The following is a 25,624-nucleotide window of genomic DNA, read 5'->3' as shown; positions in this document are numbered from 1 at the left end:
GAGGGGTGATTATATGAACAAAAGACGTAAGTATCCAGAATTAAAAGCATTAAAAGGGAAAATAAGAGAAAAGAATTCTAGTTATAGGAAATTAGCTGAAGCATTAGATATAAGTCCAACTACCTTGAATGATAAGATCAATGGTTACTCAGTGTTTGATACAGAAGAAGTGAATAAAATTGTAAATGAGTTAAAAATAGAACCAAATGAGGTAATTCGAATTTTTTTTCCTCGCACGTTGCGTTTCGTAACTTGCGGTATTGCTTAATGAGGTGTGGTTGATGGATGTCTATAGATATGAACATGTCATGGATTTATTTAGTGTGAAGGAGACAAAAGCGCGAGAAATTATTAAAAAGCTTAACGATGAACTAAAAGAAAAAGGGTATATCACGGTAGCTGGACGAGTTCCAGTAGAGTATTTTCACGAAAGAACAAAAATACCTAAAAATAAGGATGAATCAAGGTGAGCTAGTTAAGTGAAATTAGTCTTGATGTTGTAGATCCATAGGAGGTGAATTAATTGAAAAACGGTAAAAAACCAACCAAACGAGAGAAAATACATATCAAATCATATAATTTAAATCCTGATAGTTGGTTAATCTTCAAAAAGGTAAATAATGAATTACATTTGGTACATCGTTATACAAATAAAACTAAAGTAATTTCAAGTTTATAGAGGAGGAAAGTAATATGGATCAATTAACAGTAGTAAACGAAAAAGTTGTGCATAGTGAATTAGTATTTGAAAGCAACGGGAAAATTGTTACAGATAGTTTAATGATTGCTGAGGTGTTTTGTAAAAATCACGCTGATGTACTAAGAGATATTAGAAAACAAATGGATTATGCAGGTGATGAATTTTCGCTAAGCAATTTTGCGGAGCGAACTTATGAGAACAGAGGACGTTATTATCCTAAAATTGACATGACGGAAGAAGCTTTCACGTTGGTTGCAATGAGTTACAATACAAAAGAAGCTGTTCGAATGAAAATTAAGTTTATAGAAGAGTTTAAACGAATGAAACAACACATACAAAATCAACAACAACTTCCTAAAGACCCGATGAGTATTTTGAAACTCACATTTGATGTTTTAGAAGGTCAAAAACAAGAAATCCAAGATATTAAATCAGATGTGAAGGATTTACGAGAAAACGCCCCTTTATATGCTATCGAATGTGATGAAGTATCAAAAGTTGTAAGAAAGTTAGGTGTTCTTCTATTAGGTGGTAAGGAATCTAATGCTTATCGGGATGTTAGCCTTAGAAAAAAAGTGTATAGCGATATTTATAGTCAATTACATAGAGAGTTTGGAATTAGTAGTTATAAAGCTATTAAACGTCATCATTTAGATAGAGCGATTCAAATCATTCATGAAGAATATTCACTTCCAATCATTTTAGAAGAAGAAATTACAGCTACAAATGCACAAATAAATATGGCGGAAGTTCAGTAGGAGGAGCAATCATGCAACAAAAGATTTTAGTAATTACTAGTAATTTCGCAGGTTTTCCAGGTATCAATGAATTTCACTCAAAAGATGCTGCGAAAGAAGAAGTTAAAAAGTTAATTCAAAAAGGTGTAAGTCCAAAATCAATTCGTGTAACGCAAGAAATCCCTATGAATATTGATATTCAAGTGGATGTTGAATTGTAAGAAGGAAGGCTTAGGTGAGAAAAATAATGGAAGTCATGATTGATTTAAATACATTTGCTGATGGAGCACTTGCTGAAAGATTTCATCAAGAGTTTGAGCGTGTAATGGAAAATATGGCGGATTTAAATACTGATCCTAAAAAAGCAAGAAAGATTGTTTTAACACTTTCGTTTGCTGGTGATAAAAAACGTGATGTATGGAATTGTCAGGTTCAAGCCACTTCGAAACTAGCACCAACAGAAGCGGTAGAGTCTAAGATTCTATTAGATATGGACCAAAATGGAAATTTAGTTGGTCAAGAGTTAGCTTCCGGAATCCAGGGACAGTTTTATATGGATCTACAGGGTGATGTAAAAACAGATGTTGGACAACCTGTAGAAGAAGTAGAAGAAAAAGAACAAAATCAGGCTGCTGAGAAGCAAACAGTAGTAATCGATTATATGAAAAGTAAATCTAATTAAGAAAAGGGGAAATAAAAATGACTATGACAAGAGAAGCAATTGAAAAAGTATTAGAGATTGGAACGATTGAAACACATAAAATCGGGGAACAAACTTATTCAACACAGCGATTACATCTTGTGCAAGCACCAACACCAGCAGAGATTATTGTCCGTAGTTTATCTGGTTTAGTAGGTTACGTGAAATCAGAATTTGACACAATTGAACCTGTAATGATTCATATTGTAAATCCAACAACGGTAAGTTGCTTTACTGCGGTTAATGGAGATAAGGCTAGAAGTACTTATATCGAAGCACAAGCATCCATTCCACGTTTTAATTTTGGAAGCTTTTATGACAGAGAAGAATTTAATATTGCATTGCAATCAAGTTTTGTACAAAACAAGCATCGAGACATCGTTTTACAAGTAGTAGGTACTGTCGTAGAAAATGATGTAAAGGAAATTGGAGATGATGGTGTATCACAAGCTGTAACTGTGAAAACAGGGGTTGCTAGTAGAGGGAATGCAAAAGTACCAAATCCAGTTCAATTAAGCCCATATAGAACGTTTGTTGAAGTAGAACAACCAGAAAGTAAGTTTGTATTCAGGATGCGTGAAGGTGCTCGTTGTGGTTTGTTTGAAGCTGACGGTGGGGCTTGGAAATTAGAAGCAATGAATAACATTAAAGAGTACCTAAATAAAGCATTATCTCAAGAAGTGGAATCTAAAAAGGTGTTTATTTTAGCCTAATGGACATTATAACGGTAGAAAGTACAACCAATGTCTGTATCTTTGGATTAGGGATTGCGATACTTGCGTATGGAGTTTATAAAGGCGGTACTTTCATTGAACGAAAGTTTGATGAAAGTGATCGTTTAGAAAGGGAGCGTTTAAACAATGGGAACCGAAAACAGAGTACTTCCAGAACATTTGATGATGGCATCAGAATTAGAAAAAGAGCGTAAGGAATGTATACAGAACCGACAACTTTTATATAAACAAATGGAGCAAGCTAATAGGAACGGTGACAAAATAGCTTATGTTGAACTTCACGATTTATATCAAAAGCAAAATAGCAGAGATTTAGAAATTTCAAAGGAGTTATCAGCTATGTACTTCAAGAAAATAAAAAATGATTCTTCTAAAGAAAGAAAAAAGGTTTTAGAAGTAGCAGATCGTTTGGAAGAAGTGGGAGGAAGAAAAGAAGTTGTCGATAGTATTCGACGTAATTCATAAAAAAGAACCCGCTGCAACGGGTCCTATTAGAAAAAAATATTACTTGATAAGTATAGCATTAAATATAGTTCTTGAGAATTTATGAGGTGGCTTTTATGGGAATTATCCGAGTGAAAAAAGACAGCAATTATTCTGTCATAAATAATACCGGTTTAAAAGATGAAAGATTGTCTTGGAAGGCAAAAGGGATTTTAGCTTATGCACTTACATTACCTGATAATTGGACTTTTCATATAAGTGAGTTATCTCAACACGCTAAGGATGGGGAAGACTCGTTACGTTCAGGGTTTAAAGAGTTAAAAGCGCTAGGATATATAAAGCGTTATCCTGTTCGTGATGAAAAGAGCAAGAAGATAACAAATTGGGAAACTGAAATCTATGAAACACCAGATACGGAGAAGCCACATGAGGAAGAGCCACTTATGGAAATTCCACATGTGGAAAACCCAGATGTGGAAAAGCCACTTGTGGGAAACCTACATGTGGAAAATCCGACACTACTAAATACTAATATACTAAGTACTAATAAATTAAATACTAATATACAAAATACTAATTATTATCATGATGATAATAAAGAATCGAAATCACATGTATTAGTCGATGAAGAATTTAAAGTCAGTTATAACTTTTTAAAAGGTGAAGGAATTCCGTTAAGTGAAATTGCTATTACGGAATTAGGAGAGTTTTGTGATTCGTTTGGTAGCGAATTAATTAAACATGCTGCTCACAAAGCTATTGATGAAAATAAGCCAAAATGGAATTACATTAAGGCCATTTTGAAAAGCTGGGAAAAGCAAAAAGTAAAAACATTAGATGATGTTGCTGCATTAGATAGACGCTTTGAAATGAGTAAGAACAAGCGATTGAATAGTTCGAGAGGTCGTTCAAATAGAAAAGAAATTGTTCCAGATTGGTTACGTGAAGATGTTGAGCCAACTAAAAAAGAAATTGAAAAGCAAAACTCGCAATCTATTGATGAAGAGCGTGAGAGATTGCAAGAAGTGCTAAACAAATATAGAGCATAGGAGCGATTTACATGTTAAACCCATTTGAAGATGTAATTGGAGAAGAATGTTACGAATGCGAAAATTCTTTTCCTGAATCTGATATGAGTAAAATATATATTTTGGGTTTGGAGAGGACCTTATGTAAGCAGTGTAGAGAGCAGCTTGAACAGAAAGTAAAAGTGTTAGATTTTCGTGTCATTCATGATGTTCTAAAGAAATTAATAAAAGGATTCGGCCACGAGAAAGTCCGTCAATTCGATTTAGTAACTGCAAAAAGATACGTGATTGACAACAAAGTAGCTCTAACGATTGAAAAACGTGGAGGCAAGTTCAATCAAGAACCTTTAGGCGAATTTGTTTCCTTATCTATCGAAGAGTTAATTACAGTCATCGAATTTTTAATGAGAAAAATGAGTCCTAGTCTATGGATGAATGCTGTGATAGGGAATGTGTTAGATCAACAAATGATTATTACACTTTAACTGATAGAGGGTGAGTCAAATGACTGAACAAATCACAATAGATCATGATTTTATTTATGAACCACTAATAGATACATACATGGTGGACATTGTTACAAAGTCAGGATTCAAATTAGAATTTTGTGAAGCTGCAACGAAAGAAGAAGCGATATCAAAAATCCAGGGAAAATACCGTGGGAAAGATAATTGTAAGATTCGTAGCATTACGGTTTCTAATCGATCCTTACAAGAAATTCAAGAACTCAGCTAGGAGAGAAAATGGATGGACAGATGGGTGAAAAGAAAGTCACTGCAGGTCAATGGGTTGTATGTGATTGGGCCCACAATCATGCAAAAAGATATAGATATGAACAGTAAAGGAAATCGACGCAGAAAGTGTAAGGCGTGTATTTGTTCAAAAGGGCCGTAAGCCACATGAGTATTTGCGGTTGATGTTGTAACGGATGATGTATATGCCTCTCATGTAGAAGTTGCAGAAATATGTAACAGAGCACCTGTGCCAGAGTGCCCTTGACCAAGACTCTTCATGTAAAGAGTACGTGGTATACCATATGCAGGAGAGAATGTGTATGTACCTTGTTTTATGAAAAAAAGCCTTTTGTATAAGATGCTGAAGGGGAAACATGAATCGATGGCACACACCAAAACAAATTGGCATAGGTTTAGTATATCCAATTGTTATAAGGGTATACCAGTAAACGAAACCGCTAGCAAACGCTAACGGCTCATTTGAGGAAAGGAATATGGATATGTCTTGTTTCACCTTCAGACATGGCAGGCTATATATCGTGCCTATGGATAGTATGCATCAAAGAGAGCATGTTATACGGGAGGAAAAAGAGTGGACGCTTGGAAAATGTTAGAACTGATGAAGAAGTATAGAAAGTGCCAATGGTGTGGAAATGAAAGTATTGGTGAGGGAGAAGGCATGTTAGAGGTGGAAGATGGTGTTTTTACACGTACTTGTAAGTGTGGCTGGATGATTGTGATGGAAGAACAGGACGGGAGAAAGTAGAGGTATTGTGAAATAGACTATAGAATCAAAAAACACCTTCACAAATCTAACGATACGAGCCTTAAAATCTTTTTTAAATATCATATCTGTGGAGTTACAATCGCTTAAAATAAATGGTAGACGCGTATAATGAGAGTGGGTGAATTGGCGCTTGTTTGAATGGCTGAAAGAGTATCAGAAATTAGAAGAAAAAATTGCATACTTAACGTACAACTTAGACAAAACAAAAGCAGAATTAAAACGCTGGGTCAGTGGTGATTTGCGAGAGGTACGTTTAACTGCTGAATCGGAAGGTGCAAAGGTAGAAGAACGTATAGAAGCAATTGAATATGAATTGGCACATAAATTGAATGATATGTACAAACTGAAAAAATTAATGAGTAGGTTTAGGGGGTTGGATAATAAAATACTTAAAATGAAATATGTGGATGGTATGACGTTGGAACAAATAGCTGAAGAAATTAGTTATAGCTCTAGTCATATTAAAAAGAAACATGCTGAAATAGTTCGTTTGATTAAATTCGTAGAGCGAGAAGGTATCATTTAGGTTCACTCCTAAAGTGAATCGAAAATCTTGAAAATATCGATTATAGTAATAACATAAGATTTTGACGAAAGGGCAACTGGTGTGAAGTGCACGGTTGCTCTTTTTAATTAGACAAACCATATCCATATGATAATGATAACAGCAAAGATAATGATTAGTATTTGTGAGAATTTCATAACATGCTCCTTTTAAACTATAGTGTTTGCAAAGGATTGAAGAGGCATTCCTTATGGAGTATTTTTATTATGTGAAAATTACGTAGGTGGTGTAGATATGACTTTGACGTTTCATAATGGAGATATCTATGTTAAAGGTAAGCTTGTTGAAAATGATAAAGAAGTTGTAGATGGCATGAGGGAGTTCCTGAGGTTATCTAGGTAAAGATAAGCGCAAGCGTGTTGCATTTGAAAAGGAAGGTGTTAAGTATATGAATCCAGAAAAGATATATGTAAAACAAATGGATGCATGGATTAAAGAACAAGAAGCAAGACGGGAACAGATTGTAGCAACAATTAAAACTAGCTCTGAAATTGTGGAACAAAACGAAATCCAATTACAGTGGTTAGATAAAGGATTAGCTCTTGCTAAAGAAGAGTTCGAGAATTGGAAGAAAGAAAATCAATGACTATGACAGTAGCAATGATTTTAGGTCTTTGGTCAGGTTGGTAGGAGCGTTAAAGAAAAGATAAGGAGAGTGAACTTAAATGATTACTGAAATTAGAAAAACAATATCAGGTACTGAGTATTGGGATAATGAACAGAAGAAAAGCTTATTTGTTCCTACCGGTGAAGTACCTGGATTTGAAGTAACTGTTAATCCGGAGAGTATGATTGCTGATAAAGGATTTGCAACAGGAGGGTATTTGACTAAAGATACGTTGGCAATTGGTGAAGCAGGTACAGAACTTATCTTGAGTAATAAGACAATAAAAGAGTTACGTGAGTATGCTGATGAGCTAGGTATTGAAATCCCTTCTGATATTAAAAAGAAAGAAGACATCATTGAATTGCTATCATGAAGTACTGTGACTTCAATGGCTGCCGTAACAAGATAAGCAAGGGACGTTACTGTGAAGAGCATAAGTGTAACAAGCCAAGAAAGAAGAAAGATAAGAAGAACATCTACCATCATGATAACAAACCATTCTATCGTACTGATGCATGGAAGTATGTTAGGTCAAAGGTATACGAAAGAGAGAATGGCTGCTGTCAACGATGTGGAAGGTTCGTCTTTGGTAGGCGTGCTCATGTTCATCACGTAATACCAATCAAAGAAGATCCAACTCTTAAATTAGAAGAGAATAACCTAAGATTACTTTGTCCAGTTTGTCATACAATCGAAGAAAATGAAGATAAACCAAAAAAAGTTTTCCCGAGTTATTTCGGAAGCCCCCCTATCAAAAATTAAAATTTGTCCTCTGGGGAGGATAGGTAGCGTAGGGGGCATATCAATAGTTGCACCATTTTAAAAAAATGAAGGGGGTGTGAAAATGGCTCGAATGTCAAAGAAGAAAAAGTTGGAAATGCTAGATGTTGCAAGGGATGAAGAACGAAATAGAATCATAAAATTATTGACTGAAGATGACAATTTCACACCTTCCTTAGAACCATTAATTGATAATTATTTAGATGCTTTTATCATTTATAAAACGATGTTTGAAGAATGGAAAGCCGATGGTTTTGCTCCTACAAAAACGCATAAAAACAAGGCTGGTGCAGTAAATGAAATGAAACATCCGCTCGCTCAACAAGTTGAAACGTGGAATGATAAGAAGAATAAAATGTTAGAAGCTCTAGGAATGACGAATAAGGGGAAAAGTGTACAAAAAACGCCTAAAAATGCAGGGAATATTCAATCTAATGAGCCTAAAGACGAATTAGCAGCTCATCGGAATAAATGGCGGAAAACCCAATGATCATTACACCAGGCGTTAACTATGCTGATAAGTATACGAATAACGTCATGCGTAATAAAAAGAAGTACCCGAAGTCGATCATTCTTGCTGTAGAACGTTATAAGAAGTGGAAAAAGCGTAAAGATATTTGGTTTGATGTAGATCGAGCGAATGAAATGTTAGATTTCGTTCAATCGTTCATCCGTCATGTTAAAGGACCACTTGCAGGTCAATTGATGGAATTAGAGCTTTGGGAAATGTTTGTTTTTGCGAATATGTATGGTTGGTATCATAAAAACGAAAAAGGAAAAACAGTCCGTGTTATTCGTGAATCATATGTTCAAGTACCAAAAAAGAACGGAAAAACAATTATTGCAGCAGGTGCATTGCTCTATGCTATGTATGGAGAACTTGAACTTGGAGCGGATTGTTATTGTGCGGCATCAGATTATGAACAAGCACAAAATGCAGCTGAACCAATTGCACAAGCGATAGAAAACTCTGAACCTCTGGCACGACATACACAAATTTATAAAGGTGTGAATGGAACAGTTAGTGGTGCTATGTATCGATATAGCATCAATGGAATAGCATATCAAAATAAATTCAAAGTACTAACAAAAAACACAAAGGGTCTTGAAGGAAAGAACCCTTATTTTGTGTTGAATGATGAACTTCATGCGCAAGAGAATATGGATATGTATGATAACTTGAAATCAGCACAGATTTCTCGTGAACAGCCGATTATGCTAAATATTTCGACGGCTGGTAAAGGTTCATCTTCTGTTGGTATGCGTGTATATAAATATGCAAAACAAGTTCTTGAAAATGATAATGACGATTCTTTGTTTGTTGCAATTTGGGAGCCGAATAAAAATTATGATTGGGAAGATCGTAAAGTTTGGGCGATGGTGAATCCGAACATTGGTGTTTCCGTCACAATGGAACAACTTGAAATAGAGTTTAAAAAGGCAAAACAATCCGCACATTCAAAAGCAGAATTTCTTTCCAAGCATCTAAATGTCTTTGTAAATAGTGCAGACAATTATTTTGAACATGATCAAGTTCAACATGTACTTGTGGAAGATTTGGGTGATCTTACAGGTGAAATTTGTTATGTAGGATTGGACTTATCGAAAACAACAGACTTAACATGCGTGAGTTTAAACTTCCCTTCACATAATGAGGAAGGAAGGTCGATTATAAAAGTGAAACAGATGTATTTTCTTCCGAATGACAATATTGATTTTAAAGAAAAAGAGGATAATGTTCCCTATACTTATATGGTTGAATGTGGTTTTGCTACGTTTTGTGATGGGAAAATGATTGATCAAGATCAAGTTATGGAATATATCGTTGAATGTATGGATTTGTACGATGTACAACAAATAAACTATGATCCAGCAATGTCCCAAAAGTTAATAGAGAAGCTTGAAAATCTCGGTTTAGAATGTATTGCAGTAAATCAGTATCCAAATGTTATGAATGCAATGCTTGATGATTCAGAAATACTAATTTATGAAAAGCGTTTAATTACAGACAATCCTTTATTTGTTTATTGCGCCCTTAATGTTGTAGTAGTAACAAATATTAACGGAATGAAAGCCCCAAGTAAGCGACAGTCCAAAAAGAAGATTGATGGATTTGTTGCTTTTTTAGTTGCTCATAAAGAAACGATGATGGTTATGGATAGCATAACAGAGGAAGGTATGGATGAATTGATTGGTGATATTTATCGATAGAGAGGCGGTGAAAAATTGGGTTTAAGGGATAGATTTTCAAATTACTTATTTAAAAAGGCTGAAAAGCGTGGTTATCTTGATGATGTTTTAGGAAAGAGTATTCGTTATGGTGGTGTGTATGTTACAGATTCAAACATCTTACAATCTAGCGATGTTTACGAGTTGTTACAAGATATCAGTAATCAAATGGTATTGGCTGATATCGTTGTGGAAGATGAATTCGGGAATGAAACTAAAGATGATATTGCACTTCGTATTTTAAGGAATCCTAATGATTATTTAACGCAATCTGAATTTATCAAATTAATGACAAATACCTATTTACTCGAGGGAGAAACATTCCCGATATTAAACGGCACTCAAATACATTTAGCTTCAAATGTATTTACAGAGTTAGATGATAATTTAGTAGAGCATTTTAATATTGGTGGTCACGAAATTCCTCCGTTTATGATTCGTCATGTGAAAAATATTGGCGCAGATCATTTAAGAGGAAAAGGCCTTCTTGATTTGGGAAGAGATACACTTGAGGGCGTTATGTCAGCTGAGAAAACTTTAACTGACAAATATAAAAAGGGTGGACTATTAGCATTCTTGTTAAATTTAGATGCCCATATCAATCCGCAGAATGGAGCGCAGTCAAAATTAATCAATGCAATTTTAGATCAACTGGAATCAATCGATGAAGCAAGGTCTGTAAAAATGATTCCTCTTGGAAAAGGGTATTCAATAGACACACTTAAAAGCCCGTTAGACGACGAAAAGACCCTAGCATACCTAAATGTATATAAAAAAGATTTAGGTAAGTATTTAGGCATAAATGTGGATACATACACAGAGCTAATCAAAGAAGATATTGAGAAAGCAATGATGTATATCCACAACAAGGCAGTTAGACCAATCATGAAAAATTTTGAAGACCATTTGAGTCTTCTTTTTTATGGTCAAAATTCGGGGAAACGAATTAAGTTTAAGATAAATATTCTTGATTTTGTTACTTATAGCAACAAGACAAATATCGGTTACAACCTTGTGCGTACAGCTATTACTTCACCTGATCATGTTGCCGATATGCTTGGGTTCCCTAAACAAAATACAAAGGAATCACAATCTATTTATATTTCAAATGATATAACCGAAATCGGTAAGAAAGAAGCGGCCGATGGTTCAGTGGAAGGAGGTGACTAAACGTGAAGGGAGATACAATTCATGTTAGTTGTGGAGACATGGATATTAGAATTCATAAGAAAAGTCCTACAATGTTCGATGTGGTAGTTGGAAATTGTAGGACTGGAAATGGCATTTTGATGTGTTCAGTAGAACAAGAGAAGCCTCCCTATTTGTTTTATAAAATTGTTAATCTACGGGTTTATTCAAAAGAGAAATTAGCCATTGGTTCTCCGAATATATTGCTTCAACTGTTAGGCTGTAGTCTTGACAACCAGGAAAAGAATAACTTTTGAAACGGATTAAATACTTTGTTTTAGAAATCTGTGAAATGGATTGAAATTTGGCGCGATTTTCAATGTCAATTTCGTCAATAAACGCTAACGTTTTGTGAGCAAACTCAAAATTTTCTTTAAAATCTTTTTCTGTTTGGATGGATAAAATCATTGGGATTACCTCCTTACTCATCAAATGATAGCAGAAAAACTATTTCTAGGAATGAAAGGATGTGAAAATGATGAAAATTGAGGTCCGAGGGAATCAAGTCATACTTGATGGTTACGTAAATGTTGTGGACAGGGAAAGTCGAATGTTGCCTTCACCAAGGGGATATTTCAAAGAGAAAATTGTTCCTAAGACATTTGAAAAAGCGTTAAAGAAAGCAAAGAATGTGGACTTGCTTTTTAATCACAACAAGAATAGAAAGCTTGGTTCTATTGAAAATGGAAATCTGGAATTGTACGAAGACAATATTGGTTTAAGAGCCATCGCTACAGTTACAGATGAACAAATAATTGAGAAAGCAAAGAATAAAGAATTGCGTGGTTGGTCATTTGGCTTTGTTTCTGAAAAAGATTCTTGGGAAGAGGGCGAATCTGGTGTTCAAAAACGATCTATTGAAGAATTAGAACTCTTAGAAGTTTCTATTTTAGATATGACACCAGCCTATGTTGCAACCTCCATTGAAACCAGGGGCGAAAATACAGCCATGATTGAAATGAGAAGTGAAGAAGCAGCTGTAAAAACAGTTGTGGAAGATGATACAGAAGAAAGAAGCAATCTTATCAAACAAATAAAAAAAGTTTTGGAGGAAAATTGACATGAATTTAAAAGAAATCTTAAACGCATCTTTAACAAGAACGAAATCTCGATTAGCAGAATTACAAGGTAAAGTAGAAGAAAATGAAGTTCGTTCAGAAGAATTAGCAGCTGTAAAAGCAGAAGTAGAGCAATTAACAAAAGAAGTACAAACTATTTCTGATGAATTAGCGAAACTAGAAGCGGAAGAAAAAGGAGAAGATCCAGACAAAAAGAAAGATGAAGATCCAGATAAAAAAGAAGATCCAGCAGCAAAAGAAAATCCCGATGCAAAAACTGAACTGTCAGAAGAACAACGTTCAGCTATTTCAGCATCTATTGCAGCAGCTCTTTCTACTAAAGGTCATCGTGCAAACAAAGAAACGGAAATTCGTTCTGTATTCGCTAACTACATTGTAGGTAATATTGATGAAAAGGAAGCTCGTGCATTAGGGTTAGTTACTGGTAACGGTTCTGTTACGATTCCAGATTTCTTAAGTAATGAAATTATTACGTATGCACAAGAAGAAAACTTCTTACGTCGCCTAGGAACAGGAGTAAAAACAAAAGAAAATATTAAGTATCCTGTTTTAGTTAAAAAGGCAGAAGCACAAGGACATAAAAATGAGCGAACAAATAATGAAATGCCAGAAACAGATATTGAATTTGATGAAATCGAACTATCACCAACAGAATTTGATGCACTTGCTACAGTAACGAAAAAGCTATTGGCACGTACTGGTTTACCAATTGAACAAATCGTAATGGACGAGCTGAAAAAAGCTTACGTTCGTAAAGAAACGCAATATATGGTGAATGGTGATGAAGCGAATAACATCAATGATGGTGCATTAGCAAAGAAAGCTGTTGAGTTTAAAACAGATGAGAAAAATCTTTACGATGCATTAGTAAAAATGAAAAATACACCTGTTAAAGAAGTTCGTAAAAAAGCACGATGGGTGTTAAATACAGCAGCACTAACAAAAATTGAAACAATGAAAACAGATGATGGTTTCCCATTACTTCGTCCATTTAATCAAGCAGAAGGTGGAATTGGCTATACGCTATTAGGCTTCCCTGTTGAGGAAGAAGATGCAATTGACATTCCTGATTCACCAGATACACCAGTATTCTATTTTGGTGACTTCTCTAAATTCTATATTCAAGATGTCATTGGATCATTAGAAGTCCAAAAATTAGTTGAGTTATTCTCACGTACAAACCGTGTAGGTTTCCGCATCTGGAACTTACTAGATGCACAACTTATTCATTCACCATTTGAAGTTCCGGTTTATAAGTATGTTTTAAAAGCTTCTACTGGAGCTTAATATGGATGAATTAATTGAGAAATTAAAATCTCATATTCATTGGGAAGAGGGTATGGATGAAACCATGCTCTCTTTTTATATCACTCAAGCAAAGACGTATGTAAAGAATGCGACAGGCAAACAGACTGAGTATTTAATTATTATGGTTGCTGGTCTTATCTATGATTACAGAGTCTCTGAAAAAGAATTAGAACAGGCGCTTGATGCTTTAACACCGTTCTTTGTCCAGGAGGTTTATGCCGATGAAGAGAAAGACGAATAAACTCAAATGGATGGGTGAGCTACTTAAATTAGGAGAAACAATTGACTCTGAAACAGACCGTGTTGTGATGGGATATCCGTTAGAACGGAAAATTCGTTATAACAACATTGGGGTTACAGCCACTGATAAATTTACAACGAAAGATACAAATGAAATTGTAAAGAAAATTGAAGTCCGTATTAATCGTGACATTGAAAACGATCAAAAGGATTATCGTGTAAAAGTTGATGGACGTATTTATAACATTGAGCGCATTTATGTAAAAGAAGAAGACAGACTGATGGAGGTGTCACTATCGTATGCAAATTAATTTTGAACAGTTGCGAAGCCTTATGAAGAAATCTGGTATTCCAGTTTCTCGTGATAGTGCTCCTACAGGGGTAGATTATCCTTATATTGTGTATGAATTTGTGAATGAGCAACATAAAAGAGCTTCTAATAAGGTTCTAAAAGATATGCCACTTTATCAAATTGCAGTCATTACAAATGGAACTGAAAAAGATTATGAGCCATTAAAGGCTGTTTTTAACGAAGCAGGCGTGTCTTATTCGCAATTCGATGGAATGGGTTATGACGAGAACGACGACACTATCACGCAGTTTATTACGTATGTGAGGTGTATACAGTAATGGCTTCAAATAACAACGGCTTCGCTGAAGCTTTAGAAGATATTAATACGCTATTACGTGTGAATAAAAAAGTAAGTTTGGATGTGTTAGATGAAGCAGCCAAGTATTTTGCTAGTAAATTAAAACCCAAAATTAAACCATCCAATAAAAACAAGCGGACACACTTAAGGGATAGTCTAAAGGTTGTTGTGAAAGATGATCGTGTATCTGTGGAATTTAAAGATGAAGCTTGGTATTGGTATTTAGTTGAACATGGCCATAAAAAAGCAAAGGGTAAGGGTCGTGTGAAAGGAAAACACTTTGTTCAGAATACCTTTGATGCAGAAGGTGACAAAATTGCTGATATTATGGCACAAAAAATAATGGATAGAATGTGAGGATGAGAAACATGACAATTGAAAATAAAGAAATTCAATATTCCGTAGGGATCGAAGATTTATATCTGTGCTTGATGAAGGGAAATGAAACTTCTAGTGCACTACCAACTTATGAGGATATGGTTTATAGACAAACGAATATTTCTGATTTAACGATTTCCACTACTTCTACTAATTTTACAAAGTGGGCATCTAACAAAAAAATTATTAACATTGTCAAAAATACAGCGTTTGGATTAGCTTTTAATCTTGCTGGTCTAAATCGTGAAGTAAAAGATAAAATCTTTGCAAAAACACGTAAAAAAGGCGTGTCTTTTGAAACAGCGAAGGCAAAGGCGTATCCAAAGTTTGCAGTAGGTGTTGTATTCCCTTTAAATGATGGAACTAAAATATTACGTTGGTACCCAAAATGTACAGTTGCTCCAGTAGAGGAATCTTGGAAAACGCAAGGTGATGAAATGACTGTGGATGACATTGCTTACACAATTACAGCAGATCCATTGTTATTTAATGATGTAACACAAGCTGAATTGGATACTGGTGATCCAGAGGCAAAAGGAATTAAAGCTGAAGATTTCCTAAAACAAGTCATCTGTGATGAATCTCAACTAGCGCAGCTAGGTGGAACGACTCAAACAGGTAAATAAGGAGGGTAATTATGGCACGTTTAAGTGATTTAGTAAATGTAAATATAACTAGAAATAGCATTAAGATACAGGGTGTCTCAATCCCTGTTATTTTTACTTTTGAATCTTTTCCTTATGTGGAAGAAGCATTTGGAACACCTTATCATGAATTTGAAAAAGAAATGAATGATATGTTAAGAAAAGGACAATTTAGCTTGGGAGAAAATGAAGCGAAATTGATGCGTGCATTAATTTATGCGATGGTACGTAGTGGTGGTACGGAATGTACATTAGATGAATTGAAAGGTGCGATTCCTATGAATGAATTACCTGATATTTTCATCGTTGTATACGAAATTTTCAGTGGCCAAACTTTCCAGAATTCTGATATGGAGAAGCTGAAGCAAGAAAAAAAGTAAAAAATATACTGACTAAAAACGAGGAATCTCAGTCCGAATTGGACTGGGATTTTTATTTTTATGTCGGTAATACGTTGCTTGGTTTAAGTATGGATGACTTTTGGAAAATCACACCGGCACATTTTTTAAAACAATTCATTATGCATCTTAGATATAACAATCCGGATGCATTACATGAGCAGAAACCGAAACAAATCTACACGTTAGATCAAACACCATTCTTATAAGAAATGAGATAATATGAAGCGACCTCCTAGATTATCAAGTCAGGGATTTTAACCCATAATAATGAATGAAAACATTATGAATGGGGTTATACCCTATGATAATAGGAGGCCACTATGGAAAATATAATCTATATTGGGATGGATGTCCACAAGGAAAGTTTTAGCTTATGTGCACTACACGGAACAACTGGGGAAATTGTAAGAGAAGCACGATGTGCTTCAAATGTATCTCTCGTAAAAAAATTCGTTGAGAAACTGAAAACAAAATATGGTGAAGATATAAAAATTAAAGCTGGATATGAGGCTGGTTGTTTAGGGTATTCACTTCATAATCTTCTTGAACAAAATGGAATTGATTGTGATATTTTAGCTCCCACAACAATGTACAGTTCATCAAAAAATAAAATGGTTAAAAATGATAAATTCGATGCCAAAATGATTGCTCTTAATTTAGCAAATGGCACCTATAAAGAAGTATATGTTCCAGAAGAAGAGGATGTTGCCGTGAAAGAGTATATCCGCATGTTAGGTGATTTTAAAACATCTTTGAAAAAAATAAAACAACAGATAAAAGCATTCCTTTTAAGGCATGGCTATGTGTATGAAGGGAAATCAAGCTGGACAATCGCTTATATGAAATGGTTAAAGAATCTTGATCTACAAGGATTATTCAAAGAAACGTTAGGCGAATACCTATTACAGTATGATGTTCTAGTCGATAAAATTGAGCGGTTCAGTCTGAGATTAGAAGAATTATCTCATCGTGAAAGGTACGAAGAACCAATCGCAAATTTAAGATGCTTAAAAGGTATAGATACAACATCGGCAATGACTGTTCATGTGGAAATTGCAGACTTCACTCGTTTTCCCACGGCTAAAGCATTTATGGCTTATGTAGGATTGACACCAAGCGAAAGCTCAAGTGGAGAAAAAATCAGTCGACGTTCGATTACAAAACAAGGAAATTCGACCGTTAGGTCTACTCTTGTAGAATGTGCAAATGCGTTGGTAAAAGGAACAATCGGATTAAAATCGAAGCGAGTGAAAGCAAGACAAAAAGGGCAACGAAGCGAAGTGATTGCTTATGCGGATCAGGCTGTAGAAAGGTTACAAAGAAAATATTATCGCATGATATATCAAGGGAAACCTAGAAATGTTGCCGTTACAGCTATCGCAAGAGAACTGGGGTGTTTTATATGGGGATTAGAAACAGGTAAAATTCACCGAAAATAAAGAGGGAAGGATATGAAGTTGATTGATTCATTCATAGTTAGAAACCAAAGGTATCAATTGATGGCATAGATGAGCTTCAGAGATAGTGAATTACAGGTCTGGCTATCTATGACTCACCTCTTCTGGCATGGCTGAAATTCTGATAAACAAGCTATTTATTAGAATTTGAAAAGGTGTGATCCACGCAGTGAGATTATAAGAGCCTAACGACGAACCATTAACCTGAGGTAACCAATCCACGAATAACAGAGTGGTTAACTGTCGATAGATCTTATTTCTGAAGCTTTTGTATGCCATCAAGAAAAATATTATGGGTGAAAAACTATTGACAAAGGTCACTTCATAACAGGTGAGAAAATGCCAGGGAATAATAAAGAAAGAAACGTCGTCCTTAATTTTAAAATGGATGGTCAAGTTCAGTATGCAAATACATTGAAACAAATCAATATGGTTATGAATAATGCAGCGAAAGAATATAAAAATCATATTGCAGCAATGGGCCAAGATGCAACGATGACTGATAAACTTCTTGCTGAAAAGAAGAAGCTTGAAATTCAAATGGAAGCAGCTAAAAAGCGTACAGCTATGTTGCGTTCTGAATATCAAGCTATGTCCAAGGACACAAGTACAACCGCTGAACAGCTCAATAAAATGTATGGGAAGTTGCTTGATGCAGAACGTGCTGAAACTTCTCTTGATAATGCAATGAAAAGAGTGAATGAAGGTCTTTCCGAGCAAGCAATTGAGGCTAGGGAAGCACGTGGAACTTTATTAGATTTACAAGAGAATTCTAAAAAGCTTGAAGCTGAACAGAAGCGTTTGACAAGTTCATTCAAACTTCAAAATGCTGAATTAGGTCAAAATGCTAGTGAAGCGGATAAGTTAGAATTAGCACAGAAACAACTACGTCAGCAAATGGAAATGACTGATAGGGTCGTCCACAACTTAGAACAACAATTAAGTGCAGCAAAGCGTGTGTATGGTGAAAACTCTACTGAAGTGCAGCAACTTGAAGCTAAATTAAATCAAGCAAAAACTACATTAAAGCAATTCGAAAACTCCTTACAGAGTGTTGGGCGAAGCGGTTCACAAGCTGCGGATGGTATGGCGGAAATCAATAAGAAACTTGATATGAACAATTTAATGGAAGCCGCTGAAGTTCTACAAGGAATATCTGAAAAGTTAATTGAAATGGGAAAGTCGATTGTAAATACAGCAATAGAGTTTGATGGATCACAGAGGAAAATTCAAGCTTCATTAGGGTTGACTGGAAAAGGCGCCGAAAATCTTCAAAAGATTGCTGTTGATACTTGGAAAAAAGGTTTTGGTGAAAATCTTGAAGAGGTAGATAATGCGCTTATAAAAGTCTATCAAAATATGCGCGATGTTCCACATGAAGAATTACAAGGTGCATCGGAAAACGTTTTAACATTAGCTAAAGTTTACGATGTTGATTTAAACGAAGCGACTCGTGGTGCAGGGCAGTTGATGAGTCAATTTGGTTTATCTACACAAGAAACATTTGATTTACTTGCTGCTGGTGCTCAAGAAGGTCTAAATTATTCAGATGAGTTATTTGATAACCTCTCTGAATATGCGCCTTTATTCAAACAAGGTGGTTTTAGTGCTCAAGAAATGTTTACGATTTTAGCAAATGGAACAAAAAGCGGTTCCTATAACTTAGACTATATCAATGACCTGGTGAAGGAATTTGGTATCCGTGTACAAGATGGTTCAAAAGGTGTATCAGAAGGATTCGGTGATTTATCTGAAGAGACACAAAAAGTATGGAAATCATTCAATGAAGGTAAGGGAACCGCAGCCGATGTATTCAATGCTGTGTTAGGTGATCTTCAAAAGATGGATGACAAAGTAAAGGCAAACCAGATTGGTGTTGCTTTATTTGGCGTGAAATGGGAAGACATGGGCGCTGAAGCTGTACTTAGTTTAAATAATGTACATGGTGGTCTTGGTGATGTAACTGGACGTATGGATGAAATGAAGAAACTTCAGGAAGAATCTTTGGGGCAGCAATTTCAAAAAGCATTAAGAGAAACACAGGCTGCGTTAGAACCACTTGGAAAGAAATTTGCAGAATTAGCGAAAGACATTTTACCTCCAATTGTTGATGGGGTTAAAGCTGTAATGGATTGGTTTAGTAAATTGTCTGAAGCCGATCAAACGCTTTTAATCGTGATGGGGGCATTGAGTACAGCGTTTATTATTTTAACTCCAATTGTAGCAGCTCTCGCTGTTTCATTTGGTGCGTTGAATTTGGCGCTTTTACCTGTGATAGCTACCATTGTAGCAGTTTCCTTAGTGATAACTGGCATTATCATGTTAATAAAAAACTGGGGTGCCATAACGGATTGGCTTTCTGAAAAGTGGTCACAATTTAAAGAGTGGTTTGGTGAATTGTGGGATAACATAGTTCAAACTTGTGAAGATGCTTGGTCATCCACAGTTGATTTCTTTTCTGGAGCCTGGTCAGATTTTTTAAATATGGCACATGAGTTCTTTGAACCTATCGGTCAATTTTTTGCTGATCTATGGACTGGAATTTCTGATACGGCATCGGAAATCTGGACAGGTATTACTGATTATTTTTCAGAATTGTGGTCTTCATTCATTGAATTAGCAGATAGTATATTGTCTCCTTTAGGTGAATTTTTCAGTGGATTGTGGACGGGTATCGTTGAAACGGCAACTTCTATTTGGGATCAATTACAGACAGCTTGGCAAGAAACATGGTATGCAATACTCACAGTTTTAGATCCGATTATTTCAGCAGTTTCCACAGTTTTAGAAGCAGGTTGGTTACTCATTCAAGCAGGGGCACAAATTGCTTGGGAGGCAATATCTCAATATATTATACAGCCGATTCAGGAAGCGTATGATTGGATAAGTGCGCAAATTGGTGAATTAGTCACATGGCTTAGTACGCAGTGGGAACTTGCAAAGGCTGCTGCACAAGTTGCTTGGGGTTTATTTAAACAATATATTACTCAACCTGTTCAAGAAGCATGGGATTGGGTTAAAGAACAGATTGGTGCGCTTGTTTCTTGGTTAAATTCACAGTGGGAGACAGTGAAAACATATACTTCCGCAGCGTGGAATCTAGTAAAACAATATGTCATTCAGCCTGTTCAAGACTTGTGGAATGCAACGAAAGAAAAATTGAATGATTTAGCGAATTGGATACTAGGTAATTGGGCGAAAATCCAATCTTATACACTTACGGCATGGAATCTAGTTTATAAATATATTATTGATCCAGTGATTTCAGCTTATAATTCTGTAAAAGAGAAGTTCAATGATATGTACAATACGGCAAGGGAAAAATTTGATTCTGTAAAGAATGCAGCGCAAGAAAAATTTGATGCAGCAAAGAGATTTATCGTTGATCCGATAAAAGATGCGGTAGATAAAGTAAAGGGATTCATTGCTAAAATCAAAGGGTTTTTCAGTGATTTGAAATTAAAGATTCCGAAACCGGAAATGCCTAAAATGCCACACTTCAGTCTGCAGACTAGTACGAAAAATATTTTGGGTAAAGACATTACTTTCCCATCTGGGATCGATGTGCAATGGCGTGCAAAAGGAGGTATCTTTACTAGACCTACCATTTTCGGTATGAGTAATGGTCAGTTGCAAGGTGCAGGAGAAGCGGGGCGAGAAGCAGTTTTACCGTTGAATAAAAAGACATTAGGTGAGATTGGTGAAGGGATTGCAGCAACGATGTCTACTGAACCAACTGTAATTAATATTTATAATCCTTCAGTGAGGGATGATCGTGATATCGACCGTATGGTCGGAAAAATAGATGATGCACTTGCTCAAAAAGGGCGTAATTCAAAAATAGGAATAGGGAGGACTTAAATTGCTAGACATAGGTATCGATAATCAGTTGGCAAGTGACTACGGAATATGTATAGTAGGACGCCCTGTTATTCCTACAGCAGAACAAGAAATAGAACATATTGAAGTGTCTGGTAGACATGGTTCACTTACAAAAAAAGGGGCGTTTAAAGACGTCCCTTTAAAAATAAAGTTCAATATGTTTGAAGAAGAGAATATTAAGCCGTTAGTGCGACGTATGAAGGCTTGGTTGATGAATGGAAAGACATTATATTTTACTGATGATGATGTGTATCGAAAAATTAAACATGTTGTAGTAGGTGATATTGTAAATGAAATTGAAGAACATGGTGAATTTGAAGTGGATTTTAAGTTAGATCCCTTTGAATATACAGAGGATGTAAATCTAAAGCTGACCAAACCTGGTGTCATTTATAATCCAGGTACAATTGAATCTGATCCTAAGTTTTGGATTGTGGGAAATGGTACTGTCCGTCTAACAATTAATGATGTCTCTTTTCAAATAAAAGATGTGAATGGTTCTGTTGTCATAGACTCAGAAGTACTTGAAGCATATACAGATACCATATCAATGAATCATAAAATGGTTGGGCAGTTCCCTATATTGGGCGTAGGGGAAAATACAATAGAGTGGTCAGGAGCAATTCAATTCATGGAAATTCGACCTAGGTGGAGATATAAATGATTACTTTATATAAACCAAATGAGACTGATTTTACACACAATGGTATAGGGGCTTTAGATAAAAATATTTATAACGCAACTGTTGAGGAAGAACTCAATGGTTTATTTTTATTTTCATTTAGTTATCCATTGTTTGCACCACGTGGTCTGGAAATAGAGGGAATGAGCATCATTAAAGTTCCAACTCCTGATGGTGAACAACTATTTCGAGTGGCAGCTCCTAAAGTCAGTATGGGTGAGATTACAGCGCAATGTTATCACATCTTTTATGATTTAACGGAAAATCTAATTGAAGACATTTTTGCTGAAACAACAAATGGTAATGGAGCTATGAATCGTATGTCAGCAGGATGCCAATACAAACATCCTTTTCAGTTTTATTCAGATGTACCAAAGATAGCAAGTGCACGTATTGTCCGTAAAAATCCTGTGGAAGCATTATTGGATTCTAGTCAAGACAATTCATTTGTTAATCGTTGGGGTGGTGAATTAAAACGAGATAATTTTGATGTGAAGATGCTACAAAATCGTGGTATGGATCGTGGGGTAGTGATTCGTCATAAAAAAGATTTATTAGGTTATGAAGGTAATGTGGATTGGAAAAGTCCTATAACTAGAATCATGCCACAAGGGTTTGATGGGTTATTTCTTCCTGAAAAATATGTGGATAGCCCACTTATAAATAAGTATCCGCATCCTAAAATCAAAGTGGTTGAATGTAAACATATTAAAGCAGCTATTGGTGAAAATGCTGACGATGAAGATGCAGTTCCGTTAGAAGAAGCATATAGGTTATTACGTCAGGCAGCTAAGGATATGTTTGCTATTCAAAAGGTTGATCAGCCTAAAGCAAATTATAACGTTAAGTTTCAGGAGTTATCACAAACGGAAGAGTATAAGGATTATAAACATTTACAGAGTGTTTATATGGCAGATACGGTTACGGTTGAGCATCAAGAAGATGGTATTGATATAAAGGCGAAGGTAATTGCTTATAAATATGATCCAATAAAAAAAGAGTATCTGGATATAACCATTGGTAACTTCAAAGAATCCTTTACAGACGTTTCCGGTAAGGTTGATTTGGTACAAGAAGAGTTGTCCAATATGCCAGGCTCTATTTTGGATGCAGCAAAAGCAAATGCTACAAGTCTTATTAATTCTGGGTTCGGAGGACATGTCCGTGTTTATCCAGATCGTATTTTAATTATGGATACGAAAGATGAAAAGAGTGCGAAAAAGGTTTGGCAATGGAACTTGAATGGATTAGGGTATTCTTCCACAGGTGTGAATGGCCCATATGGAACTGCCATTACAAGTGACGGCAGGATTGTTGCTGATTTTATTACTGCAGGTACGTTAAGTGGAAATCTTGTGCAAGGTGGAGAAATAACAGGTGCAACATTACGAACTTCAGATAGTGTCAACTATGTAAATATTTCAAAGCAATTCATACGCTTGTATGAGTCATCTAAAACAAGGGTGTTTGTAGGGTATTACAAAAATAGTAGAAATGAAATACAACCAACTCTTATTTTAGGCGGAGATTCAGATTCCACAGGGGCAAATGGTGCTATTATGGTGTACCAATTCTCGGATACGAGCGTTAAGTCTGGTGGAATCGGAATTACAAAAGGACTCGAGGGCAATGGATACTTGAATGCAGCTTCTTTATACTTTTCGCAAACAGGGAATGCAATGCTTGATGCTGATAAAACGATTGTCCTAAATGCTCAAAGTGATATGAGGTTTAAAGTCAAAGATCAGTTCCGATTTTATCGTAATGACAATTGGATTGCGAGTATTGGGGTTTCATCTGGAGGAGATACAGATATCTTACTTCCAAATGCGATGATACGAAATTCGAGTTACGAAAATGGTTATATTCAAATAAAGACAGCACTTGGATCATATTATCAAGGGGTAATTGCTTCAGACTTTAAAGTTTCTTCTAAAGAAACCTATAAAACCAATATCCGTCCTATTGCATTTAGTGCACTTGAAAAGGTAATGGAATGGGAAATTAAACAGTACAATTTGAAAAATGATATTCCAAAACTGTATGAGATGCGTATGAATCGTAAAGAAGGAGAGCCAACGATTACTACAGATGCAATTCCTACGCATTATGGTTTAGTTATTCCAAAAGAAGCAGAGGAAAATGGTGTAGGCCTATATGGAATGCTTTCACAATTGACAAGCGCATTTCAAGAGCATGTGATAAAAACGGATGCTAGATTGGAAGAATTAGAGCCATTAAAACCTAAAGGAAACATAAAGAATAGGAACAGAATAAAACGTCAGAGAAGACCGTCTAGACACGTAAAAAGGAGTAGCAGAAAGAGGTGTAGTCATGCGAAATGAGGAAATTATGATAGATTTAGCAGATCCTGTGTTTACAAAAACAATTCGTTCTCGGCAGAATGACAAGAATGGATTGAAGCTTACTGTGTACGTAAGAGAAAAGGGGGAGAAGGTGGATTTAACAGGATATGTGGTTAAATATGAAGCGACAAATCACACAGGAGTATTCATTCGGGATGATGCTCAAATAGTTGATGTAAAGAATGGTGTGTTTTCATATACGTTTACAGCTCAAGCTGTTTCCACATCGGATGATTGGACAGCTTATTTTGTGATAGAAAAAAATACAGAACGAATGAGTACACCAGACATTCGTATTACATTAAGGCGTGATGTGAAAGAAGGAAATATTAAAATCGAAAACTATATTTCTGAGTTTGAGATTATTAAGAAAACGTTAGACGAGCTGCAGAAGAAATTAAATGCTATGGATGTTGTTAAGAAAAGCGGAGACACCATGACAGGTGACCTAGGGATGGACCCAGGTAAATCAGTTCAGTTTAAATCAAGTGGAAGTACTAATAATAATTATGTTCTTAGAGGTCAAGCAGGACAGAATAAGCTAGTACTCTCAGATATCACGTCAAATAAGTTTATTTGGGATTACTTCAGTGACACGGATACTTTCACAGTTGTATCTAACACGAACCTCTTAAAGAAAACAGGAGATATTATAACAGGGCTTTTAAAGTTCCATTCTCTGGGTCAAATGTTGATGACTCAACCTGATTCAGCGACAGGTCCTTCTGCTCGTGGGTTACACTACGCGGATAAAGACACAGACGGAAGCGTTAATCGTGGCGGAATTGGACGTTTCAAAGGGGCTAACAACGGTGATGAATATCTGTACATGGGGTTCGGTACGAATCCATGGGATTCTCAAAGTGGTTTAATAGTTCGTCCTGATGGATCAGCAACCTTGAAAGGTAAAAAAATAGCAACCGCTGATAATGATACAGGATGGATTAACCTTCCTACAACTGGGGTAGAGAATGTTACTGATAGAATTTTGAAGTGTAAAAGAAGTGGAGAACACGTTAATGTAATTGGTTCTATTCGAAACGCGCAAAACGCAACAGTATTTGCTACACTTCCAGTTGGATGTAGACCTGTTCAAGACATTGCAGTTCCAGCTATTATGATAACTGGAGGAGTGAATACAAATTTTTGTGAAGTTACAGTAAAAAAAGATGGTGGGATTTTCGTGAATGGTGTTCAAAGTGGAAGTACTTTTCATATTGCAATGAACTTTTTAATTTAGATATTACAGATTAAGCGTGCATAAGCAGGCTTTTTTATAAGATAAGAAAGTATAAGTTTTTGAG

Annotated in this window: 35 protein-coding genes; 34 read left to right on the top strand and 1 reads right to left on the bottom strand. The window is 35.6% G+C overall.

The annotated features are described in order from the left end of the window. Positions 1-13 precede the first annotated feature (13 nt). From MHH55_RS20880 to MHH55_RS20785, 20 genes are all read left to right on the top strand, one after another. Positions 14-268, top strand: coding sequence for a DUF739 family protein (locus tag MHH55_RS20880; protein ID WP_340881157.1), 255 nt, complete (start codon positions 14-16; stop codon positions 266-268). A gap of 13 nt (positions 269-281) precedes the next feature. Further along, entirely contained in the window at positions 282-470 is a 189-nt protein-coding gene (locus MHH55_RS20875; RefSeq protein WP_233935593.1) for a hypothetical protein, read from the top strand. Between the two features lie 53 nt (positions 471-523). Continuing rightward, complete coding sequence (locus MHH55_RS20870) at positions 524-679, top strand: DUF6906 family protein (protein ID WP_233935592.1); 156 nt, start codon at positions 524-526, stop codon at positions 677-679. Positions 680-693: 14 nt separating this feature from the next. After that, positions 694-1,458: a Rha family transcriptional regulator gene (locus MHH55_RS20865; RefSeq protein ID WP_233935591.1), complete on the top strand. Its 765-nt coding sequence runs from the start codon at positions 694-696 to the stop codon at positions 1,456-1,458. Between the two features lie 11 nt (positions 1,459-1,469). After that, a complete protein-coding gene (locus MHH55_RS20860; RefSeq protein ID WP_233935590.1) occupies positions 1,470-1,658 on the top strand; it encodes a hypothetical protein in 189 nt (62 codons plus the stop codon). A 26-nt stretch (positions 1,659-1,684) separates the two neighbouring features. Then, entirely contained in the window at positions 1,685-2,119 is a 435-nt protein-coding gene (locus tag MHH55_RS20855; RefSeq protein WP_000453492.1) for a hypothetical protein, read from the top strand. A 17-nt stretch (positions 2,120-2,136) separates the two neighbouring features. After that, positions 2,137-2,850 (top strand): hypothetical protein, encoded by a 714-nt coding sequence (locus MHH55_RS20850; protein WP_340881152.1) that lies wholly within the window; start codon positions 2,137-2,139, stop codon positions 2,848-2,850. Further along, the gene (locus MHH55_RS20845; RefSeq protein ID WP_014894867.1) at positions 2,850-3,065 is read left to right on the top strand and encodes a hypothetical protein; all 216 of its coding nucleotides are present in this window, start codon (positions 2,850-2,852) and stop codon (positions 3,063-3,065) included. Before MHH55_RS20850 ends, MHH55_RS20845 begins: the two co-directional genes overlap by 1 nt. Beyond that, positions 2,998-3,336, top strand: a complete 339-nt coding sequence (locus MHH55_RS20840; protein ID WP_000536404.1) for a hypothetical protein — start codon at positions 2,998-3,000, stop codon at positions 3,334-3,336. The genes MHH55_RS20845 and MHH55_RS20840 overlap by 68 nt, the downstream gene beginning before the upstream one ends. A 95-nt stretch (positions 3,337-3,431) precedes the next feature. Next, complete coding sequence (locus tag MHH55_RS20835; protein ID WP_340881150.1) at positions 3,432-4,364, top strand: DnaD domain protein; 933 nt, start codon at positions 3,432-3,434, stop codon at positions 4,362-4,364. An 11-nt stretch (positions 4,365-4,375) separates the two neighbouring features. Next, complete coding sequence (locus tag MHH55_RS20830; RefSeq protein ID WP_340881148.1) at positions 4,376-4,828, top strand: hypothetical protein; 453 nt, start codon at positions 4,376-4,378, stop codon at positions 4,826-4,828. A 19-nt stretch (positions 4,829-4,847) separates the two neighbouring features. Continuing rightward, positions 4,848-5,078 carry a hypothetical protein gene (locus tag MHH55_RS20825; protein ID WP_233935584.1) on the top strand — a complete coding sequence of 77 codons (231 nt, stop codon included), beginning with the start codon at positions 4,848-4,850 and terminating at the stop codon, positions 5,076-5,078. Between the two features lie 591 nt (positions 5,079-5,669). Beyond that, positions 5,670-5,843: a DUF3797 domain-containing protein gene (locus MHH55_RS20820; protein WP_233935582.1), complete on the top strand. Its 174-nt coding sequence runs from the start codon at positions 5,670-5,672 to the stop codon at positions 5,841-5,843. 151 nt (positions 5,844-5,994) lie between these two features. Then, a complete protein-coding gene (locus MHH55_RS20815) occupies positions 5,995-6,390 on the top strand; it encodes a hypothetical protein (RefSeq protein WP_340881144.1) in 396 nt (131 codons plus the stop codon). Between the two features lie 427 nt (positions 6,391-6,817). After that, positions 6,818-7,015 carry a hypothetical protein gene (locus MHH55_RS20810; protein WP_088029300.1) on the top strand — a complete coding sequence of 66 codons (198 nt, stop codon included), beginning with the start codon at positions 6,818-6,820 and terminating at the stop codon, positions 7,013-7,015. A 79-nt stretch (positions 7,016-7,094) separates the two neighbouring features. After that, the gene (locus MHH55_RS20805) at positions 7,095-7,409 is read left to right on the top strand and encodes a Rho termination factor N-terminal domain-containing protein (protein ID WP_233935580.1); all 315 of its coding nucleotides are present in this window, start codon (positions 7,095-7,097) and stop codon (positions 7,407-7,409) included. Then, the gene (locus tag MHH55_RS20800) at positions 7,406-7,798 is read left to right on the top strand and encodes an HNH endonuclease (RefSeq protein ID WP_340881142.1); all 393 of its coding nucleotides are present in this window, start codon (positions 7,406-7,408) and stop codon (positions 7,796-7,798) included. The genes MHH55_RS20805 and MHH55_RS20800 overlap by 4 nt, the downstream gene beginning before the upstream one ends. Before the next feature lie 82 nt (positions 7,799-7,880). Beyond that, positions 7,881-8,306: a P27 family phage terminase small subunit gene (locus MHH55_RS20795; RefSeq protein WP_000113448.1), complete on the top strand. Its 426-nt coding sequence runs from the start codon at positions 7,881-7,883 to the stop codon at positions 8,304-8,306. Next, complete coding sequence (locus MHH55_RS20790; RefSeq protein WP_340881140.1) at positions 8,303-10,027, top strand: terminase large subunit; 1,725 nt, start codon at positions 8,303-8,305, stop codon at positions 10,025-10,027. Before MHH55_RS20795 ends, MHH55_RS20790 begins: the two co-directional genes overlap by 4 nt. 15 nt (positions 10,028-10,042) lie before the next feature. Beyond that, on the top strand, positions 10,043-11,215 hold the full coding sequence (locus tag MHH55_RS20785) for a phage portal protein (RefSeq protein WP_340881139.1): 1,173 nt from the start codon (positions 10,043-10,045) through the stop codon (positions 11,213-11,215). A gap of 168 nt (positions 11,216-11,383) precedes the next feature. Here MHH55_RS20785 and MHH55_RS20780 read toward each other — a convergent pair whose 3' ends face one another. Further along, on the bottom strand, positions 11,384-11,641 hold the full coding sequence (locus MHH55_RS20780; protein ID WP_340881137.1) for a hypothetical protein: 258 nt from the start codon (positions 11,639-11,641) through the stop codon (positions 11,384-11,386). A 70-nt stretch (positions 11,642-11,711) separates the two neighbouring features. Between MHH55_RS20780 and MHH55_RS20775 the strand changes: the two genes are divergently transcribed. The 14 genes from MHH55_RS20775 to MHH55_RS20710 all read left to right on the top strand — a co-directional run bounded on the left by MHH55_RS20775 (position 11,712) and on the right by MHH55_RS20710 (position 25,560). Further along, positions 11,712-12,293, top strand: coding sequence for an HK97 family phage prohead protease (locus MHH55_RS20775; RefSeq protein ID WP_340881136.1), 582 nt, complete (start codon positions 11,712-11,714; stop codon positions 12,291-12,293). 1 nt (position 12,294) lies between these two features. Next, positions 12,295-13,599, top strand: coding sequence for a phage major capsid protein (locus MHH55_RS20770; RefSeq protein WP_340881135.1), 1,305 nt, complete (start codon positions 12,295-12,297; stop codon positions 13,597-13,599). 1 nt (position 13,600) lies between these two features. After that, positions 13,601-13,861 (top strand): head-tail connector protein, encoded by a 261-nt coding sequence (locus MHH55_RS20765; protein WP_033699170.1) that lies wholly within the window; start codon positions 13,601-13,603, stop codon positions 13,859-13,861. Then, positions 13,842-14,171, top strand: a complete 330-nt coding sequence (locus MHH55_RS20760; protein WP_445661832.1) for a hypothetical protein — start codon at positions 13,842-13,844, stop codon at positions 14,169-14,171. The genes MHH55_RS20765 and MHH55_RS20760 overlap by 20 nt, the downstream gene beginning before the upstream one ends. Continuing rightward, positions 14,161-14,490: a hypothetical protein gene (locus MHH55_RS20755; RefSeq protein ID WP_340881131.1), complete on the top strand. Its 330-nt coding sequence runs from the start codon at positions 14,161-14,163 to the stop codon at positions 14,488-14,490. The genes MHH55_RS20760 and MHH55_RS20755 overlap by 11 nt, the downstream gene beginning before the upstream one ends. Continuing rightward, positions 14,490-14,867 (top strand): HK97-gp10 family putative phage morphogenesis protein, encoded by a 378-nt coding sequence (locus tag MHH55_RS20750; protein WP_087875879.1) that lies wholly within the window; start codon positions 14,490-14,492, stop codon positions 14,865-14,867. The genes MHH55_RS20755 and MHH55_RS20750 overlap by 1 nt, the downstream gene beginning before the upstream one ends. Positions 14,868-14,878: 11 nt before the next feature. Continuing rightward, positions 14,879-15,514, top strand: a complete 636-nt coding sequence (locus tag MHH55_RS20745) for a major tail protein (RefSeq protein WP_087875878.1) — start codon at positions 14,879-14,881, stop codon at positions 15,512-15,514. Positions 15,515-15,525: 11 nt separating this feature from the next. Continuing rightward, positions 15,526-15,912, top strand: coding sequence for a hypothetical protein (locus MHH55_RS20740; RefSeq protein WP_087875877.1), 387 nt, complete (start codon positions 15,526-15,528; stop codon positions 15,910-15,912). Positions 15,913-15,950: 38 nt separating this feature from the next. Beyond that, a complete protein-coding gene (locus tag MHH55_RS20735; RefSeq protein ID WP_006927278.1) occupies positions 15,951-16,139 on the top strand; it encodes a hypothetical protein in 189 nt (62 codons plus the stop codon). Between the two features lie 114 nt (positions 16,140-16,253). After that, positions 16,254-17,372, top strand: coding sequence for an IS110 family transposase (locus tag MHH55_RS20730; protein WP_340880263.1), 1,119 nt, complete (start codon positions 16,254-16,256; stop codon positions 17,370-17,372). Between the two features lie 357 nt (positions 17,373-17,729). Further along, entirely contained in the window at positions 17,730-21,251 is a 3,522-nt protein-coding gene (locus MHH55_RS20725) for a phage tail tape measure protein (RefSeq protein ID WP_340881129.1), read from the top strand. A gap of 1 nt (position 21,252) precedes the next feature. Further along, positions 21,253-21,936 carry a phage tail protein gene (locus MHH55_RS20720; RefSeq protein ID WP_340881127.1) on the top strand — a complete coding sequence of 228 codons (684 nt, stop codon included), beginning with the start codon at positions 21,253-21,255 and terminating at the stop codon, positions 21,934-21,936. Next, positions 21,933-24,299 carry a phage tail spike protein gene (locus tag MHH55_RS20715; protein WP_340881125.1) on the top strand — a complete coding sequence of 789 codons (2,367 nt, stop codon included), beginning with the start codon at positions 21,933-21,935 and terminating at the stop codon, positions 24,297-24,299. The genes MHH55_RS20720 and MHH55_RS20715 overlap by 4 nt, the downstream gene beginning before the upstream one ends. Then, the gene (locus MHH55_RS20710) at positions 24,289-25,560 is read left to right on the top strand and encodes a BppU family phage baseplate upper protein (protein WP_340881124.1); all 1,272 of its coding nucleotides are present in this window, start codon (positions 24,289-24,291) and stop codon (positions 25,558-25,560) included. The genes MHH55_RS20715 and MHH55_RS20710 overlap by 11 nt, the downstream gene beginning before the upstream one ends. The last annotated feature ends 64 nt before the right edge of the window (positions 25,561-25,624 follow it).

It is taken from the genome of Bacillus sp. FSL K6-2944 (genome assembly GCF_038005385.1).
Lineage (GTDB): Bacteria > Bacillota > Bacilli > Bacillales > Bacillaceae_G > Bacillus_A > Bacillus_A cereus.
The sequence above is the reverse complement of the archived record's forward strand: the minus strand, read 5'-3'. Positions and strand labels throughout refer to the sequence as shown.